Consider the following 21,356-nt stretch of genomic DNA (forward strand, 5'->3'; position numbering starts at 1 on the left):
CGGTTTGCTGGGAGTGGCAAAATCAGGCGTTTTCGAAGCTCTCTGGATCTAGGACTTAGCGGAAATTGGCGACATGAAGAAATCCACGGTTTCACCCACAACTGCCTCGGTGCTCGCGGCGCTTTTCCTGCTCGTGGGTGTTTGGCAGTTGGCGACCGGCACGGTTTGGCCAGGCGGTGCGATGCTGGCGCTTGCTTCCTTGTGGGTTGTTGTCGCTGTGCGCCAAGCCAGAAAACCACCGGTCTAAGAGAATATCCCTCGTGGTTGGCGGCAGATCTAGCTTTGCTGCCACCTCAGCCGCGCCGAGAAGACTGAAACCGGTGGCTGATGTCTCCGTGCTTAGAGACCCACCCATTGACTGGTTCCCGCTTCGAAATGCTGACGCTTCCAGATCGGCACCTCGTGCTTGATGCGCTCAACCAAAGCCTCGATGGCGGCGAAGGCCTCACCACGGTGCGCGGCGGCGGACGCCGCGACCAAGGCGGCGTCGCCAATTTTCAGTTCCCCCACGCGGTGCACCGCCGCCATACGCACCCCGGAGCGTTCCTGCTCTTCGGCCAGGATCTTGGCCAGAAACTCTTCGGCCTGCGGGTGGCTTGAGTAGTCCAGTCCCAGGACCTTTTCGCCGCCGTCATGGTTGCGTACGATGCCATGGAACATCACCACCGCTCCGGCGTCCGGACCGTCCACCGCCGCTCGAACCGCGGACTCATCGATGGCCTCAGTGCTGATGCGGGCTAGTGAATTGTTCAACTCGGTCATGAGTTCTCCTTCAAGCTGTCTGTTGATGCCTCCGCGGCATCTGTCGCGGTGAATTCCGGGGCAAGCGGGGCGAACTCGTGAATACCACCTGAAAGGTAGCGCACCGGCACCCCGCGCTTGGCTAATAGCTGTGCGGCACGGATGGATCGGGGGTCACGGGCGCAATAGACAATCAGCTCGCCGCTACCGGGCAGGACCAATGCTTGCTCCGCTTGGGAAGCCGCTTCAAGCTCATCCAACGGCACAAACTGGGATCCGGCGATGCGCAGCTGTTCGCGTTCTGCCAGGGTCCGCACGTCAAGCAGACGCGGGGCATCACCGGAACGCATCATTCCCGCAAGTTCGGAGGCCGAGATCGCCTCGGGTTGCGGTTCCGCTCCGGCACAGAATAGTTCGTAGTCGATCAATTCGCTCACCGGTTTTCCTTGCGGGTCACGGCCGTAGGCGATTTCCCTGGTGCGGCCGGCGAGCGCGTCATAGATCAGCACCCGGCCAATGAGCAGGTCCCCCAGTCCGGTAATCACCTTCAACGTTTCGGTGGCCAGCAAGGAACCAACCGTTCCGCATAGCCCCGGCAGCACCCCGCCGACGGCACAGTTCACCACGGTGCCCGGCTCCGGCGGACTCGGGAACAGATCCCGGTAGCCCGGGCCGTACGCATGCCAAGCCACGCTGACCTGCCCATGATGGGCGAGGATGGATCCCCAGATCAACGGAATCCCGCTGATCTGAGCCGCATCATTAACCAGGTAGCGGGTAGGAAAATTATCGCTCCCATCAACTACCAGGTCGTAGCCGGCAAAGATCTCCAAGGCGTTCTCGGCGGTCAACCGCAGGTTGTGTTCAACAACCGTAATGCTCGGGTCCAGCGCCTTGGCCGCCTGCGCCAAAGAGGAGGTCTTAGCGACACCGAGGTTCGCCGTGGTGTGCGCAACCTGCCGATGCAGATTCGAAAGCTCGACCACATCGTCATCCACCAGCCCGATGGTCCCCACCCCGGCGCCGACCAGATACGGCACGCTCGCGCACCCCAGTCCACCGGCGCCGATGACCAAAACCCGCGCGTGGGCAAGCCTGCGTTGGGACTCGAAACCGAAGCCGGGCAATGAGAGCTGCCGCTGGGCACGAGCGCGCTGTTCGTCGTTGAGTTCCGCGCCCACCTGCACCGCGGCAGGAGGCGTGGCACCACCCGGAGATACGCTTTGATTCATACTGGGATCCTACGTGTTAATCGTCTTACCTGCCCGCTACGCACAAGATAGCATGGAGATATGACCTCGATCTTGATCCGTTACTTCGCCGCCGCCGCCCAGGCCGCCGGCGCCGAAGAGGAGCATTGGCCAACCGTAACAACGCTCGCGGAATTACGCGCCGAACTCCAGGAAAAGTACGGCCAAGAGATGGCAAAAGTACTCAACTCCGGAAGTTTCTTGGTCAACGGCACGGTCCGCCGCGATACCGGTGCGCTGCGCACCGCCGGGGATGAAGCAGACAGCAAACCGCTGACCGTTGATGTGCTTCCACCGTTCGCCGGCGGGTAATCACCCTTCATGAGTTGTACTCTCGAATCCCACCGCATCCATGTGCGTGATCTGCTGGTGCCAATGCTGCAGCGCCTTCACGGCGAAGCGCCGGAACTATTGAGCATTGGCCACCCTGCGCTCGCCGGTCGGGTCACCGCCGCGCGAATCACCGCCGTGCTGCCGATCCCCGCCTTTACCAATTCGCAGATGGACGGCTACGCCCTTCACTCGCAGCAGCTCGCCGCGGCCAGTAGTCAATCCCCGTTGACCTTCCCGCTCCGTTTCACCGCCGCGGCCGGCGACCCGCGATTGAAGCTTGAACCCGGTACCGTCATCCCGGTGATGACCGGCGCTCCCATCCCCTACGGGGCAGATACCGTGGTTCCCATCGAGGAGACGGTTTCAGCAGCTTTCCCTGTGCTGGTTCGGGCAGGAGCCGGCACGCCGTGCGGCACGGCCACCTTTACACGGCCGAGCGGCGCGGGGCGTTTCATCCGCGAGGCCGGCGAACAACTGGCCGGCGGCGCGGTCGTGGCCGAGGCCGGCGAGTTGCTGACCCCCACCTTGATAGGCGCGCTGGCGGCCAGCGGCGTGCATCAAGTTCCGGTGCAAGCTCGGCCACAGGTGCTGCTGTGCACCACCGGCGACGAGCTGGCCGCCCCCGGTTCCGAGGTCGCGGCGGCTCGCATCCCGGATGCCAATAGCCCGATGCTCGCCGCCCTCTTGCGGGACTACGGTGCCGAGGTCTCGGTGGCACGTTTGCCCGATGATCCGCAGGCTTTCTCAGAACATCTCTTGAAGCATGCCGCGCAGGCTGACTTGCTGCTCACCGTTGGCGGGATCAGTGCCGGGGCATTCGAAGTAGTTCGCCAGGTGCTCGAACCCCTGGGCGGCGACTTCCACCATGTGGCGATGCAACCCGGTGGGCCCCAGGGACATGCGAGCTTGGAAAACCCAGATGGTTCGCGTACCCCGGTACTCTGCTTCCCCGGGAACCCGGTCAGCGCGCTGCTTTCCGCCGAGCTCTTCCTCGCCCCGTTGCTGCGCGCCTTCGCAGCACTTCCACAGCCGCGGGCAACGCGCGGAGTGCTTGCCCATGAGGTCAGCTCCCCCGAGTCCAAACATCAGGTGCGCCGCGCGATGCTGGCAGATGGGCAGGTCACCGTGCTCGCTCCGGGCTCGCACCTGATCCATGATCTTGCCCGAGCCGATGCGCTAGTCCATCTACCGGTGGGGCTGACCCATTTGCCCGCCGGCGCAGAAATTGAAACCTGGAGCTTTAATGTCTGAGAACCAACGCCTCACCCACCTGCGCGCCGATGGCACGTCCCACATGGTGGATGTCAGCGACAAGACCGTCACCAAGCGGGTGGCCACGGCCGAGGCGCTGTTCGTTACCCGCCCCGATGTCATCGAGCAGCTGATGAGCGGGAACCTGCCCAAAGGCGAGGCGCTGGGCACCGCCCGCGTGGCAGGCATCATGGCGGCTAAGCGCACCTGGGAACTGGTGCCGCTGTGCCACCCGTTGCCGATCTCCAAGGTATCGGTGGACTTTACGGCCGAGGCAGACACCGTGCGCATCACCGCACAGGTCACCACCAAGGGGGTCACCGGGGTGGAAATGGAAGCACTAACCGCTGCCAGCGTCGCGGCCTTGACCCTGTATGACATGACCAAGGCGGTAGACAAGCACGCCGAAGTCACCGGCATCAAGGTGCTGTCCAAGTCCGGCGGAAAGAGCGGGGACTGGACTCGTGACAATGAGCGGTAAAGTCCCCGGTGACCGAGCCGCGGTCGTTGTTGCCTCGACCAGCTGCGCGGCCGGAACCGCCACGGACAAGACGGGCCCGGTCATTGCCCGGTGGCTCGTCGAACGCGGCTTTGCTGCCGCCCAGCCGCTGGTGGCCGCCGATGGGCTGCCGGTGCGCGTTGCCGTGGAAGAGCAGCTTGCCGCCGGAGCCCGCGTGGTGGTGGTCACCGGAGGAACCGGAGTTTCCCCGGATGATCAGTCACCTGAGATGGTTGCCCCGCTGCTGGATGTGCAGCTACCCGGGATCATCGAGGCCATCCGCCGGCGCGGCGAAGCGATGACCCCGATGGCGATCATGACCCGTGGCGTCGCCGGATTCGCCGGGAACAGTTTTGTGCTGACCCTGCCCGGATCCACCGGTGGCGTGGCCGATGGTCTGGCCGTGCTGGACCCTATTTTGAATCACCTCTTGGACCAGCGCAGCGGTGCTCGCGAACATGGTCCGCGCTAATTTGCACCTACTGGCAGGAAAGGCCACCCGTTGAGCGTTGAAGCCGGCATTTACGAACATTTTAAGGGGCAGCGCTACGAGGTGCTGGCCGTGGGCAGGCACAGTGAAACCGAGGAATCGCTGGTGTTCTATCGCAAGCTCTACGATGACTACAGCTTTTGGGCCCGACCGCTGTCAATGTTCGAGGAAGTGGTAGAGCGCGAGGGCTATCGCGGGCCGCGTTTCAACCGGATCGCCTAGCTGCTGCAGCAGTGCAGTTGCCTTAGGCGAATTGGCCACATCTTAGGTTCGGCTCAGCACCCGATGCCTAGCACGGTTGCGGAAATTTGATTCTTGGACGGGCCTCCGGCGAAGGGCTCTTCGAAGTTCCGGAGGCATCCACTGGTCCAACCGGTGATCATGCGCCGGAGTTGGTAGAACACTGGTACGTCGACGTCACCCCGTCGTAATTCATGGTTTGAAGCTACACATAAAATTTGCCCCGGAACCCTCATGGCTCCGGGGCAAATCAAAGTCCGCTTCCCTAGCTAAGACACGATCGCAAATAGTGTCGCGGCCACGGCGAAACCAACCACCGACAGAACTGTCTCCAGCACCGTCCAGGTTTTCAAAGTGTCCTTGACCGACATGTTGAAGTACTTGGCAATAATCCAGAAGCCACCGTCGTTGACATGGCTGGCAATGATGGAACCGGAAGAAATCGCAATGACGATCAGCGCCAGCTGGGGTTGGCTGAAATCACCGGATGCCATAGTCGGGGCAAGGATGCCGCTCGTTGTCACGATAGCCACGGTGGCAGAACCCTGCGCGATGCGCATACCGCAGGAAATTACGTAGGCCGACAATATCAGCGGTAGGCCTGCTTGTGACAGCGAACCGGCTACGGCTTGCCCCACGCCAGTGGCGGCCAATACCGCACCGAAGAACGCGCCAGCACCCACCACGAGCAGGATCATGCCTACCGGGCGCAGCGACTCGCCGGTGACCTTTGAAAGTTCCGCACGGGTCATCCCCCGCCGGGTACCAAGAATCCACATGGCTAGCAACACCGCGATTGTCAGTGCGATAGCTGGATTTCCGGTGAAGATCAGCAGGTCTTTCAGCCACCCTTCCGGCAGTAGAACATTGCCGAAGGTTGCGCACAGGATTAGCACCATCGGCAGGCCAATGGCTAAGGAAACACTGCCAATTCCAGGTGCCTGCAGCTGAGATCCTTCCTTGGTATTGCGCACGTGCTCACCTGGCACCTCAACATGCACGCGAGCACCGATCCAGCGTCCCCACATGATGCCTGAAGCAAACCATGCCGGGATACCACAAGCCAGCCCCATAACAATGATCCAGCCTAGGGAGACGCCAAAGAACCCGGCGGCTGCCACCGGACCCGGATGCGGCGGCAGGAAGGCATGCGTCACGGACAAGCCTGCCAGAAGCGGCAAGGCGTACAGCGCGAGCGAACGTCCCCCGCGAACCGCGGCAACGTAGACCAATGGCGCCAAGACGAAAATACCGATGTCGAAAAATACCGGAATACCCAATAGGAAACCGGTAACGCCCATGGCCACAGGCGTCCCCTTCTCGCCGAAAACCTTGATCAGCCTGTCCAGCAGAACTTGCGCGCCGCCAGAGTGTTCAAGGATGGCGCCCAACACGGTACCCAGACCGATAATCAGGGTGATGTGGCCCAGAATGCCGGCGAAGCCCTTTTCGATCAAGGCGTCTGAGGCTTTGACCGGGGTTCCGACTAGATCTGTCAGGGAGACTCCGCCGACAAGGGCGACGAGCACACCGGTAGCCACCAGGGCAATAAAAGGTTCAATTTTGGACTTGATGATCAGGGTTAGCAGCAGGGCGATGCCAGCAGCGGCCAGCAACAGCAGGCCGAGTGTATCGTGTCTGAGCCATTCAAGGAATGTGGCCACGGTGCCACCTCGTTTCTAAGCTATTAATTATCCGAGTGAAGAGGTAAATTTTTGTGCGCGTTGGGTGATCTGCTCCCATGCGCCTTCGGCTACTAACGTTGGATGCACGACGGAGGTTCCGCAGCATACCGCTAGCGCCCCGGCGGCTAAGAAATCCGCCGCATTCTGCTCGTTGATGCCGCCAGATGGCAGCAATTTCAACTCTGGGAAGGGACCCAGCAGATCCTTGAGATATCCCGGCCCCACATGACGAGCTGGGAAAATCTTCACGATTTCGCTACCTAGATCAACAGCCTGGGCAACTTCGGTGGGAGTGAGCGCTCCAAGGCTGAAGGGCACTTGGCGTTCTCGAGCTACCGCGGCGACCTCGGTGCGTAGCCCCGGGGTGACCAGGAACTGGGCCCCGGCATCCAACGCGGCCTCTGCCTGTGCGGCGCTGAGCACCGTTCCCACGCCAATCATGACCCCGTGCTCCTGTGCGGTATCTGCCACACGGCGGATGTGCTCCAGTACATTCGGGGTGGTGAACGTCAATTCCATGGTGCGGATTCCTCCGCGAGCCAGTGCCCCCGCTAGTTCCGCAGCGTCCGAGATGCGCTCCGCGCGCACCACTGCAAGGGTCTTGTCTGCTGCTAGCAGCTGGTTCAAAGTAGTTGTCATAACGCTTGCGTTCCTTCTGTAGTGCGACGCAGGGCGCGTCCGGCCCGTGCTCCGGTGGGCCGGCCGTCGCGTAGTGCGGCCACACCGTTGACATAGACGGCCTGGATGCCAATGGCGGGTTGCTTAGGATTGTCAAAAGTCGATCCAGCAGCAACGGTCTGCGGGTCAAAAAGCACCAAGTCCGCCGCGTAGCCTTCGCGGATCTCGCCACGTTTTACCAGCTTCAGCCGCTGCGCTGGCCGCCCGGTGAGGTGGTGCACGGTTTCCTCCAGCGACATCACCCCGAGTTCGCGGGAGTACCGTCCTAGGTATTGCGGGAAGGTGCCCCAGGCCCGCGGATGCGGCTTGGCGCCGTGCAGCAACCCGTCCGATCCGCCGGTGTGCACGCGGTGGGTCATAATGGCTCGCACGTTCTCCTCGTGGCCCACATGCTGCAGGATGCCTGCCCCCAGCCGATCCTCGGTGAGGATCGTGCAAAAGACCTCGAAGGGTTCGCGGCGTTCTGTGGCGGCGATGTCCTGGATAGTTCGCCCCACATAGTCGGCAAGCGCTGGGTTCTGCACCGATGAAATTTCCAGGGTCTCCCACTCGGCCACGACTCCGTGGCAGCCATCTGATCCGGTGACTTCCAAGGCCTGGCGGATGCGGGCCCGGTCTTGCGGATCTGCTAGACGCGCTAGGGTGTCATCCACGGATCCGGCCGAGGACCAGCTGGGCAGAACTGCGGAGAGCGTGGTGGAGCCTGGCAGATAAGGATAGGTGTCGAGGCTGATATCTGCCCCTTCGGACAAGGCCTGGTCGATGAGTTCGAGCAAGGCTGGCGCCTTACCCTTATTTTCTGCGAAATTCATCGTGGCGTGTGCCAAGTGAAGTGCGCATCCGGAGGATCGCGAAAGCTCGATCATCTCCGCATAGGCATCCAGCGCACCCTTTCCGTAGGAGCGGTGGTGCGGGGCGTAGAATCCGCCGTGTGCGGCTACCTCGGCGCACAGTTCTCCGAGCTCGGCGGTGCTCGCATACATGCCCGGTGTATAGGTCAGGCCGCTGGAAAGACCCACCGCCCCCTGCTCCATGCCTTCGGCAATGACCTGTCGCATGGCGGTGATCTGAGCGCCGTCGGCGCGCAGGTCCCCGAATCCCATAACCAACGCGCGCACGGTGCCCTGGGGGATCAGATAGGCGGCGTTGGTGGCGATGCGCTGGCCTTGCGCGTCTTCGGCATCCAGCCGATCGAGGTATTGGGCTACGCTGCGCCAGGAAAAATCGAAATCCTGCGGGTTACCGTTCCATCCGGCAATCTTTTCGCGGATCTGCGGAAGGATCTCGTCATTGACCGGCGCATAGGAGATCCCGTCTTGGCCAAGCACCTCGGTGGTCACTCCCTGGGTAATCTTGGGCAGATGCTCCGGGGCGGTCAACAGGTAGAGGTCCGAGTGCGCGTGCATGTCGATAAATCCGGGGCTAAGCACCAGCGATTCGGCGTCTACTTGGCGTATTTCCGCGGAAGCCGCCAGGGCGCCGGCCGAGGCAATGCGTTTGATGATGCCTTCGGAGATCAGGACGTCGGCACGGTAGCGCGGTGCCCCGGTGCCGTCCACGATCGTGGCATTGCTGAAAAGTGTCGGTTCGCTCATTGGTGTTCCTTAGAAAAAGGTGCGCACGGCATCAACGATGCGCGGGTTGCTGTTGGCAGCCGTATCGAGCACCGGCAGCAGGGTCCATTTATCCAGTGCCGTACACGGGTGGGAGAGTCCCAGACGGACTACATCCCCGGGGTTGATCTTCAGCGACGGGTCAAAGCTGAGGAAAGCATGCTGGTCGTTGACCGCAGTGATTGCCGCCGATTCCAGTGCTGTCATCTCTCTGCCTAACCCGGTGCCGACTGCCTGTGGCACGGGCAATCCCTCGTCAAAGGGAAGGTCACGCTTACCGGCGTCCAGGATGGCCAGGCCCGGCTCAGGTTGGGACACCACTCGGACCCAGGCATGCATGGCCGAACGCAGGGCTTCGGGAGCTTCTGGATCCTGTCGCCCCAATGGGGAGATCATCCGGTAGAAGCCGTCGTCGTGAATCACATAGGCACCCGATCGCAGCACCACCTGCACCGCGGGGACCTGATCGGTAGCTTCTTGGCTCAGTTCGGACAATTCGGAGGCAACCTCGTCGAAATAGGCACTGCCGCCGGCGGTGATGATCACCTCGTCCGTGCCGTAGAGCTTTTCATCCAGCGCGGATCGGTGCAATTCTCCGACTCGGCGCAGGTAACCACGCACGGCACCGAGTGCTACTTCGTCGGTGGTATGCGCCAGTGAGCCTTCGTAGCCGCCTACGCCAGCCAACGCCAATTGCGGCGAGGCGGCAACGGATCGTGCGATCTCCAGCGCTTCGGTGTTGGCACGTGCGCCGGTGCGTCCATTCAGGGCGCCGAGCTCGACGATTACTGGAAGGACAATCTGCGGCGTTGTGGCCAATTCACGCTCCAGCAGCCGGACCGTCCGCACCGAGTCGACCCAGGAAATGATCTGCGCGCCCTTGGCGGTTTCGACCGCTAGATACGCGATGGCCTGTGGATCGGTGACTGAATTTGCGATCATGATCCGCTGCACGCCGAAGGCCCGGGCGGTGCGCAATTGGTGGGCATTGGCCAAGGTCAAGCCCCAGGCGCCCAACTCGAGCTGGCGTTTCCACAGTGCCGGGGCCATGGTGGTTTTGCCATGGGGTGCCAACAGCACCGAGTGCCGTTTGCACCAGCTGGCCAGCAACTGGAGGTTATGCGCCATGGCCGCCTCGTCGAGGGTCAGCACCGGGGTCTGCAGGTTGCCCAGATGTGGCTCCGCAGCCAGGAATTCGTCGACGGTACGGCCGTGGAAAGCCGCCGGGATCGCCTGATGCCGCCAATCGAGGGTTTCCGCGGACAGCTCAGCGACGTGCTGGACGTCGATCTGCTCGTTGCTGGATGAAACCATTACTAAAACCCCTTCATTGCGTATATCGCAATCATGATTGCAAATGTTGCCTGGATATGTTTAGCATTGATCCCGTGATCCCGTCAATGCTTTATCGAGACTTGACTCACCACCCGGCGTCGATCACCGATAAACCCTCAACCCATAAGGAAGTAGCGCATGAGCGATGTGATTTGCCTCGGAGAAACCATGGCGATGGTGACTCCGGCCAACGGCTCAGCCTTGCATCACGCCCACGAGATGGCTTTGGCCATGGGCGGGGCCGAATCCAACGTGGCGCTCGGCTTGGCAGCCATGGGTGTAGATGTTTCCTGGGTATCACGGGTGGGGGCCGATGATTTCGGGTCGCGAATCACCGAAGAACTAAACGCCGGGGGCGTGGACACTTCCCTCGTTGAGTCTGACGATCGTCGTCCCACGGGGCTCTATGTCAAGGCTCCGGCACACGATCGATCCCCCGCCAAGGTCCTGTACTACCGCGCCGGTTCGGCAGCGAGCGCCATGGATCGCGCCTTCCTCCGCCACCCGTCCCGGGCGACTGCACTGCGCGCCGTGAAGTTGATCCACCTCTCCGGAATTACCGCAGCGCTCTCGGACTCCTGTGCTGAGATGATGCTCGAGCTCTGCTCCGCACCACGCCAAGCCCGGATCTGCTTCGATGTCAATTGGAGGTCTCAGCTGTGGCAGGGCCGCGATGCCTCGCTGCTGCAGAAGTTGGCCAATAAGGCCGATGTCGTCATGGTGGGGCTGGACGAAGCCGAACTGGCCTTCGGCACCAGCGATGAACAACGCATTCGCCAGCTGCTACCAGATCCTTCGATCCTGGTACTGAAAAATGAATCCACCAGCGCTATCGCGCTGACCCCGGAAGGACGCTTTGAAGTGCCTTCCTTACAAGTTGATGTAATCGAGCCCGTCGGGGCAGGAGATTCCTTTGCGGCCGGCTTCCTCTCCGGCCTGCTGGCTGGACTCACCACACACCGGGCCTTGCGCCGCGGCCACCTTGCGGCAGCCTGCACCCTCACGGTGCGCGCTGACCGCGGCGATCTCCCCCCGGCAGAGGTGATTTCGCACCTGCTGCAGCTTCAGGAATCCCAGTGGAGCGGTACAGTCCTTTCAGCTGAAGGCATTAGTGTTTTCGGTGAACAGATCTACCGTAAAGGAATATCGTGAGCGCCACACTCAAGCGCGCGCTAGGGCTACTGAACCTTATCGCCACTGAACCGCAAAGCTTGGACGACATCGCGGCCGATAGCCAAGTGCACAAGACTACAATCATGCGCCAGTTGCACACCTTGGAAGAATGCCGCTTCGTGGTGCGCAACGACCAAGGCAAGTACCAATTGGGGTCCAAGCTCTTTGAACTATCCTCACTCGCCCTGGAACAGCGAAATATCGTTCAGGTAGCCCATCCGCATCTGACCGCACTAAACCGGCTAACGGGACAGACCATCCACCTGGCCGCTTTCGAAGGCCCCGAGGTGGTGTACATCGACAAGCTGGAGTCCCGGCACTCGGTACGCATGTATTCCCGCATCGGCTTGACCGCGTCGCTGCATGCCACCGCGGTGGCCAAGGTGCTGCTCTCGGAGCTGCCCGTAGAACGACGTCAGCACATTGCCGAGTCGCTGAATTACCACCGCTACACAAAGCACACGTTAAGCAACGCCGAAGATTTTCTGACGGCCTTGGATACCGTCGAACGACAGGGCTTCGCTTTCGACAACCGAGAGCATGAAGAATTTGTGCACTGCGTCGCCGTGCCAATCCGGGACGCTAGCAGCCATGTCGTGGCCGCCGTCTCATGCTCGGTACCGGTGGTATTGCTGAGCCAGGAAGAGCTGCTGGCCCTAGTGCCAGAGATCAAATCCGTTGCCGAGGCGATTTCCGCCGACCTCGGCTTCATCCCAACCGAAAGGAAAACCTTATGAATAAGGAAATCGTCCGGACTGACAACGCCCCTGCCCCGGCGCATACCTTCAGCCAAGGAATCAAGAAAGGTGGCATGTTTCAGGTATCCGGCCAAGGCCCAATGGATCCGGTGAGCAACGAATACATCGCCGCCGGCGATGTCAAGGGACAGACTCGGCGTACCTTGGAAAACGTCAAGGCCATCTTGGAAGCTGGCGGTTCCTCAGTAGAGGATGTCATCATGTTCCGTGTTTACCTGACCACGCGCGATGACTTTGCCGCCATGAACGAGGTGTACGGCGAGTTCATCAAGGAGAACGTCCCAAGCGGCCAGCTTCCGAGCCGCACCACGGTGTTTGTCGACCTGCCGCACGAGGTTATGCTCGTGGAAATCGATGCTTTGGCCGTAACCGCCTAAGCTCTTTCACACCCTGCCAATGCAGTCCCACGGGCTTTCCCTTGGGACTGCATTTTCTGTGTTGAGCGTTCAACGTTGCGGCGCAGTCATCAAATGCGCGGAACTGGCAATCCGATTCGCACTTCACCCACCGACAGGAGACCCGAACGGACCGGACCCTAGGCGGTTTCGAGTTGTCGGGGTTTGCCGCGGCGTTCGGCCGTCGCGCCAATGCGCTGCCGGTAAATTTGCCTCATTCTTCCGGCGGGCTCAACGAGCCGCGATTAGTCCCGCAGCAACCACGAGCGGGCTGCGCTAAGCGCACGGCGCAGTCCGTCCACGGCCTCGGCCATGACCGCGGTACCCACGTCTTGGAAAGATCCCATTCCGCCACGATAGAGCTCCAGGGCCTGCCTGGCCGCCTCGCGCAATTGCGCACGGGATTCAACGTTTTCAAAGAGTCCATCGAGCCAGTGCGCCGCATGGGCGCGCTGCGGATCCTGGTCGTGTGCCGCGGCGCGATGCAGTTTCGCGATTGCCTCGCGGATTTCAATCAACGTTCGTTCTACCGTGGCCATGAACCAAGATTACCCGTGCCCGCCAAGGCTACTGCTTCGGCGCTGCGCGCACCGCCGGCAGAACATCCGTGGCCAGCGGCCCGATTCAGCTCAGCGCTTGCCCCGGCGACAGCCCACCAAGCCCTACTCCGGGCCAGAAAAAAGGGATGCCTCATAGCTTAAAAGGATTCACGATCCAGATGTCCGGGTTCTTCCGCACCTATCCGCAGCAGCAGATCCAGCTTCTCTTCAGAGTATTCGCCGTAGCGCTCCGGCAACTGGCTTTGGGCGCCGCTGGCCGGTTCACCGAAATCGAAGGTCCCGATCGTGAAAGGCGCCGGCGGGCTCAGCCCTTGGCGGCTGGCAAGGCGGCCAGCGCCTCGGTGACGTGGCTGCGCACGTCGTCCAGTTCCTCGATGTTGATCCCGTGGGCCAGGCCCGGGTAGGTGCGCTCGGTCAGCGACGAGTGCTGGGGCAGGAAGTCGGTGGTGCGCGCGATCGCCACCGGGGCGATCACCCGGTCCTCGGTGCCGCGGCCCCAGAACACTGCCGGACGCTGAGCGGCGAGCCGGGCATCGGCCGGCTGTTCGCCGCCGAGCACAAATCCGCCGAGGATCGTGGTGGCAACTACGCGCTCCGGACGGGTGCGCAGCAGCTGGCTGGCCATCAGACCGCCCTGCGAGAACCCGATCGGGATGACCTTCGTGCCGGCATCGACGTTTTCATCGATCCAAGCCCAGATGGCTGCGGTGGCCGCCTCGACGGGAGCCGCGTCGGGCACTCCCGGGGTGGTGATCTGGAACCAAGCGGCGCCGCCGTTGCCGAGTTCCAGCGGAGCGCGAAGCGATGCCCAAGGCAGCTTGAACCCGAGCGGCTCCGCCAGCGAGCTCAGATCGTTTTCGTTGGAGCCGAAGCCGTGCAAGAACAGGATTACCGCGCCGGGTTCGGCGGTGCGGTTCCAGTCTGCCGAACGGATGTCGCTCAGTAGGTCGGTCATGGCGGATCAACTCCTCGTGATTTACGTCCGGGCCGGGCCCGGCGATGGCTGGGTTTCCGTGGCCGCTTAGTCGCGGCAACGGACTCCGCTATGACAACATTACAGGTTTTAGTTGAAGTTACAACAAATATTTTGTCAGCCTCCATATTCTCCACCGGAGATCTGCGCCTCCGCGGCGCTAGGCTGCACAGCGGCCGCCGGATAGATTGGTGCCCATGGAAATCCTTTCAAGCCGAGTGCTGCTGCGGCCCGTGAACCTGGCCGAAACCCAGAGCTTCTACCGCGACGTGCTGCAGTTGGCGGTGTCCCGCGAATTCGGCCCGCCCGAGCACCGCGGCGAGGTGTTTTTCCTCGGCAACGGACTGCTGGAGGTCTCCGGCCAACGCGACCCGGCGACCGCCTCCTCCCTGGTGTTGTGGATCCAGGTCCGCGATGTGGAGGCCCAGCTGGAGCGGCTGGCTGGCCAGGGAGTGCCCATCCTCCGCGAAGCGCTCACAGAGCCATGGGGGCTCATCGAAGGCTGGATCCAGGATCCCGACGGGACCCGCATCGTGCTGGTACAGGTTCCCGAGCACCACCCGATCCGGCGCGATGCGCGCGAGCTGTAGCTGCTCAGCGGCTCGCGGCCAGGGCTTCGCGCACCTGCTCGGCGGCCCTCAGCAATTCGGGAAGGACGGCTTCCGCCGCCTGTTCGGCGCTCAACGCCGATTTGGGGTGCACGCTCATCGACACATTCATCGCGGCCGCCACGCTTGCCTCCGAAGTGAAAACCGGGACCGCCACCGAGCGCAACCCGATTTCCAGCTCCTGGTCCACCACGGCGAACCCCTGCGCGCGGATCCGCTCCAGCTCCACGCGCAACTGATCCGCGCTGCCGATGCCCAGCCCGGTGGTCGCATGAACCCCGGCAGCCAGCACTGATTCGCGCACCGTTTCGGGCTGGTAGGCCAGGAGGACCCGGCCCATCGAGGTATTCACCGCGGGGAACCGAGTGCCCACCGAGATCCCGACTCGCATGATCGAGCGGGTATGCACGCGGGCAATGTAGACGATTTCGGTTCCGTCCAATACCGAGGCCGAAGCCGACTCATGGACCGTTGCGGAGAGCTCTTCCAATACCGGCTCGATCAGCTGCGGCAACGTGGCACTGGAAAGGTAGGCGTAGCCAAGCTGCAAAACCTTGGAGGTCAGTTCGAAATGCTTGCCGTCAGAACGGACGTAGCCCAGATCTTGCAGGGTCAGCAGAAAGCGGCGTGCGGTGGCGCGCGATAGCGAAGTGCGCACCGCGACCTCGGAGAGGGTCATCGACGGATGCTCAGCGTCGAAGCTGCTGATCACCTGGAGACCCCGCGCTAAGGACTGGACCGACGTACTATTTGCTGCCTGCTCGCTCACCGTGCTCCTTGCGCGCGCCTCACCGTGCGGCGCGCGGGTTATGAAAATTGGGGGTGCCCCGAAATCATTCGGAAGCACCCCCACTAATCTACTGTGTTCTAGGCCTTGATTAGTTCTACCGGCACCTTGGCCTGCAGTTCCTCGAAGCTGAGTCCATGGCTGGAGCGCACGAAGACCTTTGAATCGAGCAGTTCGAAGATCGCCACCTCGGTGTAGATCCGCGAGACGCAGCCCAATCCGGTCACCGGGTAGGACAGCGCTTCGACAAGCTTTGATTCACCGGTCTTGGTGAACAGGCTCATCATCACCCAGGTCTGCTTCGCGCCGATGGCCAGATCCATGGCTCCGCCGACGGCAGGAATCGCGCCTTCTGCCCCGGTGTGCCAATTGGCCAGGTCTCCGGCACCGGATACCTGGAAAGCTCCGAGTACGCAGACATCCAGGTGCCCGCCGCGCATCATGGCGAAGGAATCGGCATGGTGGAAGAAGGAGGCCCCGGGAAGTTCGGTCACCGGGATCTTGCCGGCGTTGATCAGGTCCTCGTCAACGTCCTCTCCGGTGGCCACCGGCCCCATGCCCAGCATGCCGTTTTCGGTGTGCAGGGTAACTCCCTGTTCACCGGTCAGGAAGTTGGACACGTTGGTCGGCTGGCCGATGCCGAGGTTGACGAAGGCACCGGCAGGAATGTCTGCGGCGACGCGCTGGGCCATTTCGTCCCGGCTCAGTTTTTCTTCGGTGCTGGAGTAGTTGCTCATTACTTAGTTCCTCCAAGTGCCACGACGGTATCCACGTAGATGCCCGGGGTGATGACGTTCTCCGGGTCAAGGCCGCCAGCTTGGACAACCTCATCCACCTGCACGATGGCCTGCTTGGCCGCGGTGGCCATGATTGGGCCGAAGTTCCGGGCGGTCTTGCGGTACACCAGGTTGCCCAGCGTGTCGGCCTTCAGCGCCTTGATCAATGCGAAATCCGCGTTGATCGGGGTTTCCAGGACATAGCCCTTGCCGTCGATGACGCGGGTTTCCTTGCCTTCTGCCAGCAGCGTGCCGTAGCCGGTCGGGGTGAAGAAGCCGCCGATCCCGGCGCCTGCGGCGCGGATGCGCTCGGCCAGGTTGCCCTGCGGAACGAGTTCGAGCTCGATCTCGCCGGCCCGGTAGGCCTCGTCGAAGTGCCAGGAGTCGGACTGGCGCGGGAAGGAACAGATGATCTTCTTGACTCGGCGTTCCTTGATCAGCAGCGCGAGCCCGGCATCGGCCTGGCCCGCGTTGTTGTTGACCACGGTCAGCTCGTTGGCGCCGCACTCCATGAGCGCGTCGATCAGTTCCATCGGCTGGCCGGCGTTGCCGAAGCCGCCGATCAGGACGGTTGAGCCGTCCTTAATTTCGGCGACGGCGTCGGCCGCCGAGGTGGCAATGCGTGGTGCCATAATTCTGCCTTTCTCGAAGTTTCCAGACCCAAGCAGCGGAACTACTTGGTTGCGTTTTCGTTCTCGACGACTACCGCCAGGCCCTGGCCGACACCGATGCAAATCGCTGCCACACCGTAGCGCTCACCGGATTCCGCCAGGCGGCGGGCCACGGTGCCCAGGATGCGCAGGCCCGAGGCGCCCAATGGGTGGCCGATGGAGATGGCGCCGCCCCAGGCATTGACGATGGTTGGGTCGATATCCCAGGCGCGGATGCAGGCAAGGGACTGCGCCGCGAAGGCTTCGTTCAGCTCGACGGCGGCGATATCCGACCATTTCAGCCCGGCCTTGGACAGGGCCTTGTTCGCGGCCTCGACCGGCGCGAAGCCGAAGAACTGCGGATCCAGCGCGGAGGCGCCGTTGGACACGATGCGGGCCAGCGGGGCGGCGCCGAGCAACTCGCCGCCACGCGCCGAGCCGATGAAGGCAGCCGAGGCACCGTCGTTCATCGGCGAGGCGTTGCCGGCGGTGACCGTGGCGTTCTCGCCGGTGCGGAAGACGGTGCGCAGCTTGGCCAGGGTTTCGGCGGTGGAATCCGCGCGAATGGTTTCATCCCGGGTGAACTCGGTGCCGCGCTTGTTCGCCGGCGGCACCGGGACCACCAGATTGTCGTACTTGCCCGCGTCCCAGGCCGCTGCCGCCTGCTGGTGCGAAAGTGCGGAGAATTCGTCCTGATCCTCGCGGGTGATGCTGTGCTTTTCGCGCAGCTGCTCGGTGGCCTCGCCCAGCGAGACGGTCCATTGTCCCGGCATGGCCGGGTTGACCAGGCGCCAGCCCAGGGTGGTGTTCGCCAGCTCGAGATTGCTCATCGGGAAGGGGCGCTCGGTCTTCGGCAGCACCCATGGGGCGCGGCTCATCGATTCGACTCCGCCGAGCAGTACCAGGTCCGCATCGCCGGTAGCGATCTGGCGGGATGCCGCGATCGAGGCATCCAGCGAGGAGCCGCACAGGCGGTTCATCGTGGTGCCCGGCAGCGAGGTTGGCAGCCCGGCGAGCAGGGTGGCCATGCGGGCCACGTTGCGGTTTTCCTCGCCGGCGCCGTTCGCGTTGCCGAAGATGGACTCGTCGATGTCTGCAACATCCAGCTTGGGAGCACGGGCTACCAGCTCGCGCACTACGTGCGCCGCGAGGTCGTCCGGACGGTGGGAGGCAAGGGCTCCGCCGATTTTGCCGAACGGGGTACGGATTGCGTCGTATAGGTAGGCCTGCTGCATGTATCCACTGCTCCATCGCTGCGTATTGTTCACATTGTGAACTTCTGTTCGTAGTATGAACTTTAGCAGTTGGCGAGCGTAGCTTCAAGGCTTCTTCACTTTGCAAAACTGCCGGTACGTGACAAAAATGCCCTAATCGAGCGAGGCGATTAGGGCACCATGGGATCCAAGTCTTTCACTGCGCGTTGACCATCACATCCAACGGCTGCCAGCCAGTTGAATCGACGAATTCCGGATCCGAAGCAACCAAACTGCAGATGGATCCGATGAATTCTCCGTCTTGATCGTAGGCAACCTCGTCCCAGTTCGAATCGACTTCATCGCATGAGACTGGTTCAATCCTTCTTGTTGTTTTGCCATCAGAGTCAATCACTTCGCCGGCGGCTCGCTCCAATTTGAGAATCGCCATGGCGACTTGCTCGGCCCCGTCTTCTTCGCCGAATTGGTCCGTAACACCTGAAACTTCTACAACAGAGAATTCACCGCCTTCGATGCGACCACCCGAAGCATAGGCATCATCGACCTGGACAGCTAGCTTCTCGCAAAGAATGCAATCCTGAGCAGAGAATTCCCTGAAGGGCTCGGTGTCTCCAGTTGCAACAGCGTAGTTCCGCAACTCAACCCAGTAGTTGGCTGCAGCCCCCAACCCCTTGTCGGTATTCTCAGCAAGCGCAGCAGGCTTTACTGGCTTCGCCGGCTGCGCAGGGGGCGATTCCAGGTGATCAGCTGGGATAGTCGATGACTCAGAAGTTGGCTGCTTCGACAATTCAGCCGAGGATTGGGCTTCGGTATCGCTTGATGCACTATCGCAACCACTCAGAGCTAGTGCCCCGACCATCGCGAGCGCCACTACGGTCTGCGCATTTTTCTGACCCAACATTCCCCTGCTATCGCTGTAGATTCTCTCAATGAAAAGAATCTATCCCCCTAAATGATTAAAATCGACGAATGAATAGTGAACAGTTAGTTCACCCGAAATTCAGGGAGAATGCTTGATCAACGAGCTGGAACACCAAGCAATCGGATTCAGCGATTCTGCTGGAATAGAGTAGAGCCATGGCCAATTCGCCCAGCGGGGATTCAATGTTGGACCGCCTGGTGCGGATCCTCGATTCCTTTGACACGCAAAATCCAACACTGACCGTCAATGCGCTGGCCCGCCGGGCGGACGTGCCCAGGGCAACCACCTACCGGTTGCTGGAAAATATGATCTCCCACGGCCTCCTGGCCCGCGAGCCTGATGGCCAGGTACGCCTGGGGCTGCGGCTCTGGGAGCTGGCCAACCGCAGCGCTTCCACGCTGACGCTGCGCCAAGCGGCCCTGCCCTTCATGGAGGACATCAACCAGCTGGTGGGCCAGAATACTCAGCTGGCGGTGCTGCACGAGGATGACGTATTGGTTATCGAGCGGCTCTCCCGACCCGGCTCCGTGGTCAACCAGGCCAATGTGGCCGGGCGGATGCCGGTGCATCTGACCTCCATGGGCATGGCATTGCTGGCCTACTCCCCCGCGAGCGTACTGGAGGGCTATCTCGAACGCCATGCAGAGGCCATGCTCTCCCGGCACCCGAAGCTGCGCCACGAGCTGGCGGAGATCCGACGCAATGGGTTCGCGACCTTCGACGGGTTCATCGACCCGGAGTCCACCGGCGCCGCCGCACCGATCCTCGATAACCATGGCCACGCGCTGGCCGTGCTGTCCGTGGTGGTTCCGCGGGGTTCCGATCTGCTACCTTCGGCCGTCATGGCGCTGCGGACCGCGGCCCGTGGCATTTCCCGCGCCTTGGGGCCAGGGGCAGAATAACTCGCGGACCAAAGTTGGCGAATACACGCACCGCCAACCCGGGTTTCTACGACCCCACCCTAAGCCAGCTCGGCGTTGCGCGCTATTGGCGGCCCGACAGTCCGACCGAGGCGCAAAGCCGTTCGTGGCAATCTCGAAATGAGAAGGCGTAACCAAAGACCAAGTTTTCTCGTTCAATGAGACATCGAGTGCCGGCGCGACGGACTCCACCGCATCCTTGAGGAAGTTCCATCTCCTCGACCGCGCGCAGGAATTCCGGCAACGCCGCCGAAATTCGATGCGGATGGTCCCGCACAGATAGGCAGGTTCCCATGGTTCAGAGTCCACGGATCATCAAGACCAAGGTCGGCATTATCGGCGGCGGCCCCGCAGGCCTGATGCTCTCGCATCTGCTTTCGAAGTCGGGCATCGACAACCTCGTCGTGGAAATGCGCGACCACGAGACGATCCGCAACACCCACCGCGCCGGCATCCTCGAAGCCCAGGCGGTCAAGATGCTCACCGACTCCGGTGTTGAGGGCCGCGTGCTCACCGAAGGCGATGAACACGCCGGCATCGACCTGCGTTTCAACGGCGCATCGCACCCGCTGGACTTCCGCGATCTGGTCGACGCGACGGTCACCCTCTACGCGCAGAACGAGGTCTTCGTGGATCTCGCCGCGGCCCGCCAGCGCGATGCCGGGGATGTGCGCTATTCCTGCGAGGTCACCGAGATCCTGGACATGGAGGCCTCCACCCCGAAGTTCCGCTTCACCGACGCGGAAGGCAACCTCTTCGAGGTGCACGCCGAGGTGATCGTCGGGGCCGACGGGTCACGGTCCTTCGCACGCCGCCAGATGCCGGAAACTCTGCGCAAGGATTTTAAGGTCACCTACCCCTTCGCCTGGTTCGGCATCCTCGCCAAGGCGCCAAAGTCCTCACCGGAATTGATCTACGCGAACTCCCCGCACGGCTTCGCGCTGATCTCCCAGCGCAGCGACACCGTGCAGCGCATGTATTTCCAGTGCGACCCGAATGAAGACGTGAACGCCTGGAGCGATGACCGGATCTGGTCCGAACTGCAGCGCCGCGTTGCTGGCCCGGACAACTTCCAGCTGCAGACCGGGGAAATCTTCGATAAGACCGTGCTCGGCTTCCGCTCCTTTGTGCGCGAGCCGCTCTCCCACGGCCGGATGTTCCTGATCGGCGATGCCGGGCACACCGTTCCGCCCACCGGGGCCAAGGGCCTGAACCTCGCCTTTGCCGATGTGAAGGTGCTCTTCGAAGCGCTGGATTCCTACTTCTCCAGCGGCAGCGACAAGCTGCTGGGCGGCTATTCGGAGCTGGCCCTCAAGCGGGTCTGGAAGGCACAGAATTTCTCCTACTGGATGACCTCGATGCTGCACACCCCTGTTGGTGCCGATCCGTTCATGGCCCGGCGCGCCCTCGGCGAGCTGGATACCGTGACCTCCTCGCGCTATGGCATGCAGTACCTGGCCGAGTCCTATACCGGCTGGCCGCACGCCTAGCCTTCACCCCAGCCT

The 21,356-nt window shown here is 62.1% G+C and carries 25 protein-coding genes; 12 read left to right on the forward strand and 13 right to left on the reverse strand.

Annotation, left to right across the window (positions count from 1 at the left end):
• The first annotated feature begins 73 nt into the window (after window positions 1-73).
• Entirely contained in the window at window positions 74-247 is a 174-nt protein-coding gene (locus CQ019_RS18535; RefSeq protein WP_181148428.1) for a hypothetical protein, read from the forward strand.
• A 92-nt stretch (window positions 248-339) separates the two neighbouring features.
• Here CQ019_RS18535 and CQ019_RS11025 read toward each other — a convergent pair whose 3' ends face one another.
• Both CQ019_RS11025 and CQ019_RS11030 read right to left on the reverse strand, forming a co-directional pair.
• Window positions 340-762 (reverse strand): molybdenum cofactor biosynthesis protein MoaE, encoded by a 423-nt coding sequence (locus tag CQ019_RS11025; protein ID WP_105553421.1) that lies wholly within the window; start codon window positions 760-762, stop codon window positions 340-342.
• Window positions 759-1,973: a ThiF family adenylyltransferase gene (locus CQ019_RS11030; RefSeq protein ID WP_105569687.1), complete on the reverse strand. Its 1,215-nt coding sequence runs from the start codon at window positions 1,971-1,973 to the stop codon at window positions 759-761. The genes CQ019_RS11025 and CQ019_RS11030 overlap by 4 nt, the downstream gene beginning before the upstream one ends.
• A gap of 60 nt (window positions 1,974-2,033) precedes the next feature.
• On the opposite strand from CQ019_RS11030, the gene CQ019_RS11035 reads away from it, so the two are divergent.
• Genes CQ019_RS11035 through CQ019_RS11055 form a run of 5 tightly spaced genes read left to right on the forward strand, consistent with a single transcriptional unit; the run spans window position 2,034 to window position 4,786 of the window.
• Window positions 2,034-2,303 carry a MoaD/ThiS family protein gene (locus CQ019_RS11035; RefSeq protein WP_105569688.1) on the forward strand — a complete coding sequence of 90 codons (270 nt, stop codon included), beginning with the start codon at window positions 2,034-2,036 and terminating at the stop codon, window positions 2,301-2,303.
• A 9-nt stretch (window positions 2,304-2,312) separates the two neighbouring features.
• A complete protein-coding gene (glp, locus tag CQ019_RS11040) occupies window positions 2,313-3,575 on the forward strand; it encodes a gephyrin-like molybdotransferase Glp (RefSeq protein ID WP_105569689.1) in 1,263 nt (420 codons plus the stop codon).
• Window positions 3,568-4,056 carry a cyclic pyranopterin monophosphate synthase MoaC gene (gene moaC, locus CQ019_RS11045; RefSeq protein ID WP_105553424.1) on the forward strand — a complete coding sequence of 163 codons (489 nt, stop codon included), beginning with the start codon at window positions 3,568-3,570 and terminating at the stop codon, window positions 4,054-4,056. The genes glp and moaC overlap by 8 nt, the downstream gene beginning before the upstream one ends.
• A complete protein-coding gene (locus tag CQ019_RS11050) occupies window positions 4,046-4,546 on the forward strand; it encodes a molybdopterin-binding protein (protein WP_105553425.1) in 501 nt (166 codons plus the stop codon). The genes moaC and CQ019_RS11050 overlap by 11 nt, the downstream gene beginning before the upstream one ends.
• Before the next feature lie 30 nt (window positions 4,547-4,576).
• Window positions 4,577-4,786 (forward strand): DUF1653 domain-containing protein, encoded by a 210-nt coding sequence (locus CQ019_RS11055; protein ID WP_105569690.1) that lies wholly within the window; start codon window positions 4,577-4,579, stop codon window positions 4,784-4,786.
• A 287-nt stretch (window positions 4,787-5,073) separates the two neighbouring features.
• Here CQ019_RS11055 and CQ019_RS11060 read toward each other — a convergent pair whose 3' ends face one another.
• The 4 genes from CQ019_RS11060 to CQ019_RS11075 are packed head-to-tail and all read right to left on the reverse strand — an operon-like array spanning window position 5,074 to window position 10,094.
• Entirely contained in the window at window positions 5,074-6,468 is a 1,395-nt protein-coding gene (locus CQ019_RS11060) for a GntP family permease (RefSeq protein WP_105553427.1), read from the reverse strand.
• A 27-nt stretch (window positions 6,469-6,495) separates the two neighbouring features.
• Window positions 6,496-7,128, reverse strand: a complete 633-nt coding sequence (locus CQ019_RS11065) for a bifunctional 4-hydroxy-2-oxoglutarate aldolase/2-dehydro-3-deoxy-phosphogluconate aldolase (protein WP_105553428.1) — start codon at window positions 7,126-7,128, stop codon at window positions 6,496-6,498.
• The gene (locus CQ019_RS11070; protein ID WP_105569691.1) at window positions 7,125-8,762 is read right to left on the reverse strand and encodes an amidohydrolase family protein; all 1,638 of its coding nucleotides are present in this window, start codon (window positions 8,760-8,762) and stop codon (window positions 7,125-7,127) included. Before CQ019_RS11070 ends, CQ019_RS11065 begins: the two co-directional genes overlap by 4 nt.
• A gap of 9 nt (window positions 8,763-8,771) precedes the next feature.
• The gene (locus CQ019_RS11075; protein ID WP_105569692.1) at window positions 8,772-10,094 is read right to left on the reverse strand and encodes an alanine racemase; all 1,323 of its coding nucleotides are present in this window, start codon (window positions 10,092-10,094) and stop codon (window positions 8,772-8,774) included.
• Between the two features lie 159 nt (window positions 10,095-10,253).
• Here CQ019_RS11075 and CQ019_RS11080 point away from each other — a divergent pair, with 159 nt between their 5' ends.
• The 3 genes from CQ019_RS11080 to CQ019_RS11090 are packed head-to-tail and all read left to right on the forward strand — an operon-like array spanning window position 10,254 to window position 12,423.
• Window positions 10,254-11,267 carry a sugar kinase gene (locus CQ019_RS11080; protein WP_105569693.1) on the forward strand — a complete coding sequence of 338 codons (1,014 nt, stop codon included), beginning with the start codon at window positions 10,254-10,256 and terminating at the stop codon, window positions 11,265-11,267.
• Window positions 11,264-12,025, forward strand: a complete 762-nt coding sequence (locus CQ019_RS11085; protein WP_105569694.1) for an IclR family transcriptional regulator — start codon at window positions 11,264-11,266, stop codon at window positions 12,023-12,025. Before CQ019_RS11080 ends, CQ019_RS11085 begins: the two co-directional genes overlap by 4 nt.
• Entirely contained in the window at window positions 12,022-12,423 is a 402-nt protein-coding gene (locus tag CQ019_RS11090) for a RidA family protein (RefSeq protein WP_105553433.1), read from the forward strand. Before CQ019_RS11085 ends, CQ019_RS11090 begins: the two co-directional genes overlap by 4 nt.
• Before the next feature lie 263 nt (window positions 12,424-12,686).
• Here CQ019_RS11090 and CQ019_RS11095 read toward each other — a convergent pair whose 3' ends face one another.
• Both CQ019_RS11095 and CQ019_RS11100 read right to left on the reverse strand, forming a co-directional pair.
• Window positions 12,687-12,980, reverse strand: coding sequence for a DUF6966 domain-containing protein (locus tag CQ019_RS11095; RefSeq protein ID WP_105650160.1), 294 nt, complete (start codon window positions 12,978-12,980; stop codon window positions 12,687-12,689).
• Between the two features lie 325 nt (window positions 12,981-13,305).
• Window positions 13,306-13,956 (reverse strand): alpha/beta hydrolase, encoded by a 651-nt coding sequence (locus tag CQ019_RS11100; protein WP_105569696.1) that lies wholly within the window; start codon window positions 13,954-13,956, stop codon window positions 13,306-13,308.
• Window positions 13,957-14,171: 215 nt separating this feature from the next.
• On the opposite strand from CQ019_RS11100, the gene CQ019_RS11105 reads away from it, so the two are divergent.
• Complete coding sequence (locus CQ019_RS11105; protein WP_105569697.1) at window positions 14,172-14,564, forward strand: VOC family protein; 393 nt, start codon at window positions 14,172-14,174, stop codon at window positions 14,562-14,564.
• Window positions 14,565-14,568: 4 nt separating this feature from the next.
• Here CQ019_RS11105 and CQ019_RS11110 read toward each other — a convergent pair whose 3' ends face one another.
• The 5 genes from CQ019_RS11110 to CQ019_RS11130 all read right to left on the reverse strand — a co-directional run bounded on the left by CQ019_RS11110 (window position 14,569) and on the right by CQ019_RS11130 (window position 18,910).
• Window positions 14,569-15,351 (reverse strand): IclR family transcriptional regulator C-terminal domain-containing protein, encoded by a 783-nt coding sequence (locus tag CQ019_RS11110; protein ID WP_181148430.1) that lies wholly within the window; start codon window positions 15,349-15,351, stop codon window positions 14,569-14,571.
• 98 nt (window positions 15,352-15,449) lie between these two features.
• On the reverse strand, window positions 15,450-16,106 hold the full coding sequence (locus CQ019_RS11115; RefSeq protein WP_105569698.1) for a 3-oxoacid CoA-transferase subunit B: 657 nt from the start codon (window positions 16,104-16,106) through the stop codon (window positions 15,450-15,452).
• Window positions 16,106-16,777, reverse strand: coding sequence for a 3-oxoacid CoA-transferase subunit A (locus CQ019_RS11120; RefSeq protein WP_105569699.1), 672 nt, complete (start codon window positions 16,775-16,777; stop codon window positions 16,106-16,108). Before CQ019_RS11120 ends, CQ019_RS11115 begins: the two co-directional genes overlap by 1 nt.
• A gap of 41 nt (window positions 16,778-16,818) precedes the next feature.
• Window positions 16,819-18,030, reverse strand: a complete 1,212-nt coding sequence (locus CQ019_RS11125) for a thiolase family protein (protein ID WP_105569700.1) — start codon at window positions 18,028-18,030, stop codon at window positions 16,819-16,821.
• Window positions 18,031-18,205: 175 nt separating this feature from the next.
• Window positions 18,206-18,910 carry a DUF6318 family protein gene (locus CQ019_RS11130; protein WP_105569701.1) on the reverse strand — a complete coding sequence of 235 codons (705 nt, stop codon included), beginning with the start codon at window positions 18,908-18,910 and terminating at the stop codon, window positions 18,206-18,208.
• A gap of 176 nt (window positions 18,911-19,086) precedes the next feature.
• On the opposite strand from CQ019_RS11130, the gene CQ019_RS11135 reads away from it, so the two are divergent.
• Window positions 19,087-19,833, forward strand: coding sequence for an IclR family transcriptional regulator (locus CQ019_RS11135; RefSeq protein WP_105569702.1), 747 nt, complete (start codon window positions 19,087-19,089; stop codon window positions 19,831-19,833).
• 311 nt (window positions 19,834-20,144) lie between these two features.
• On the forward strand, window positions 20,145-21,341 hold the full coding sequence (locus tag CQ019_RS11140) for a 4-hydroxybenzoate 3-monooxygenase (protein WP_105569703.1): 1,197 nt from the start codon (window positions 20,145-20,147) through the stop codon (window positions 21,339-21,341).
• Window positions 21,342-21,356 lie beyond the last annotated feature (15 nt).

Source organism: Arthrobacter sp. MYb229 (assembly GCF_002975405.1).
Lineage (GTDB): Bacteria > Actinomycetota > Actinomycetes > Actinomycetales > Micrococcaceae > Glutamicibacter.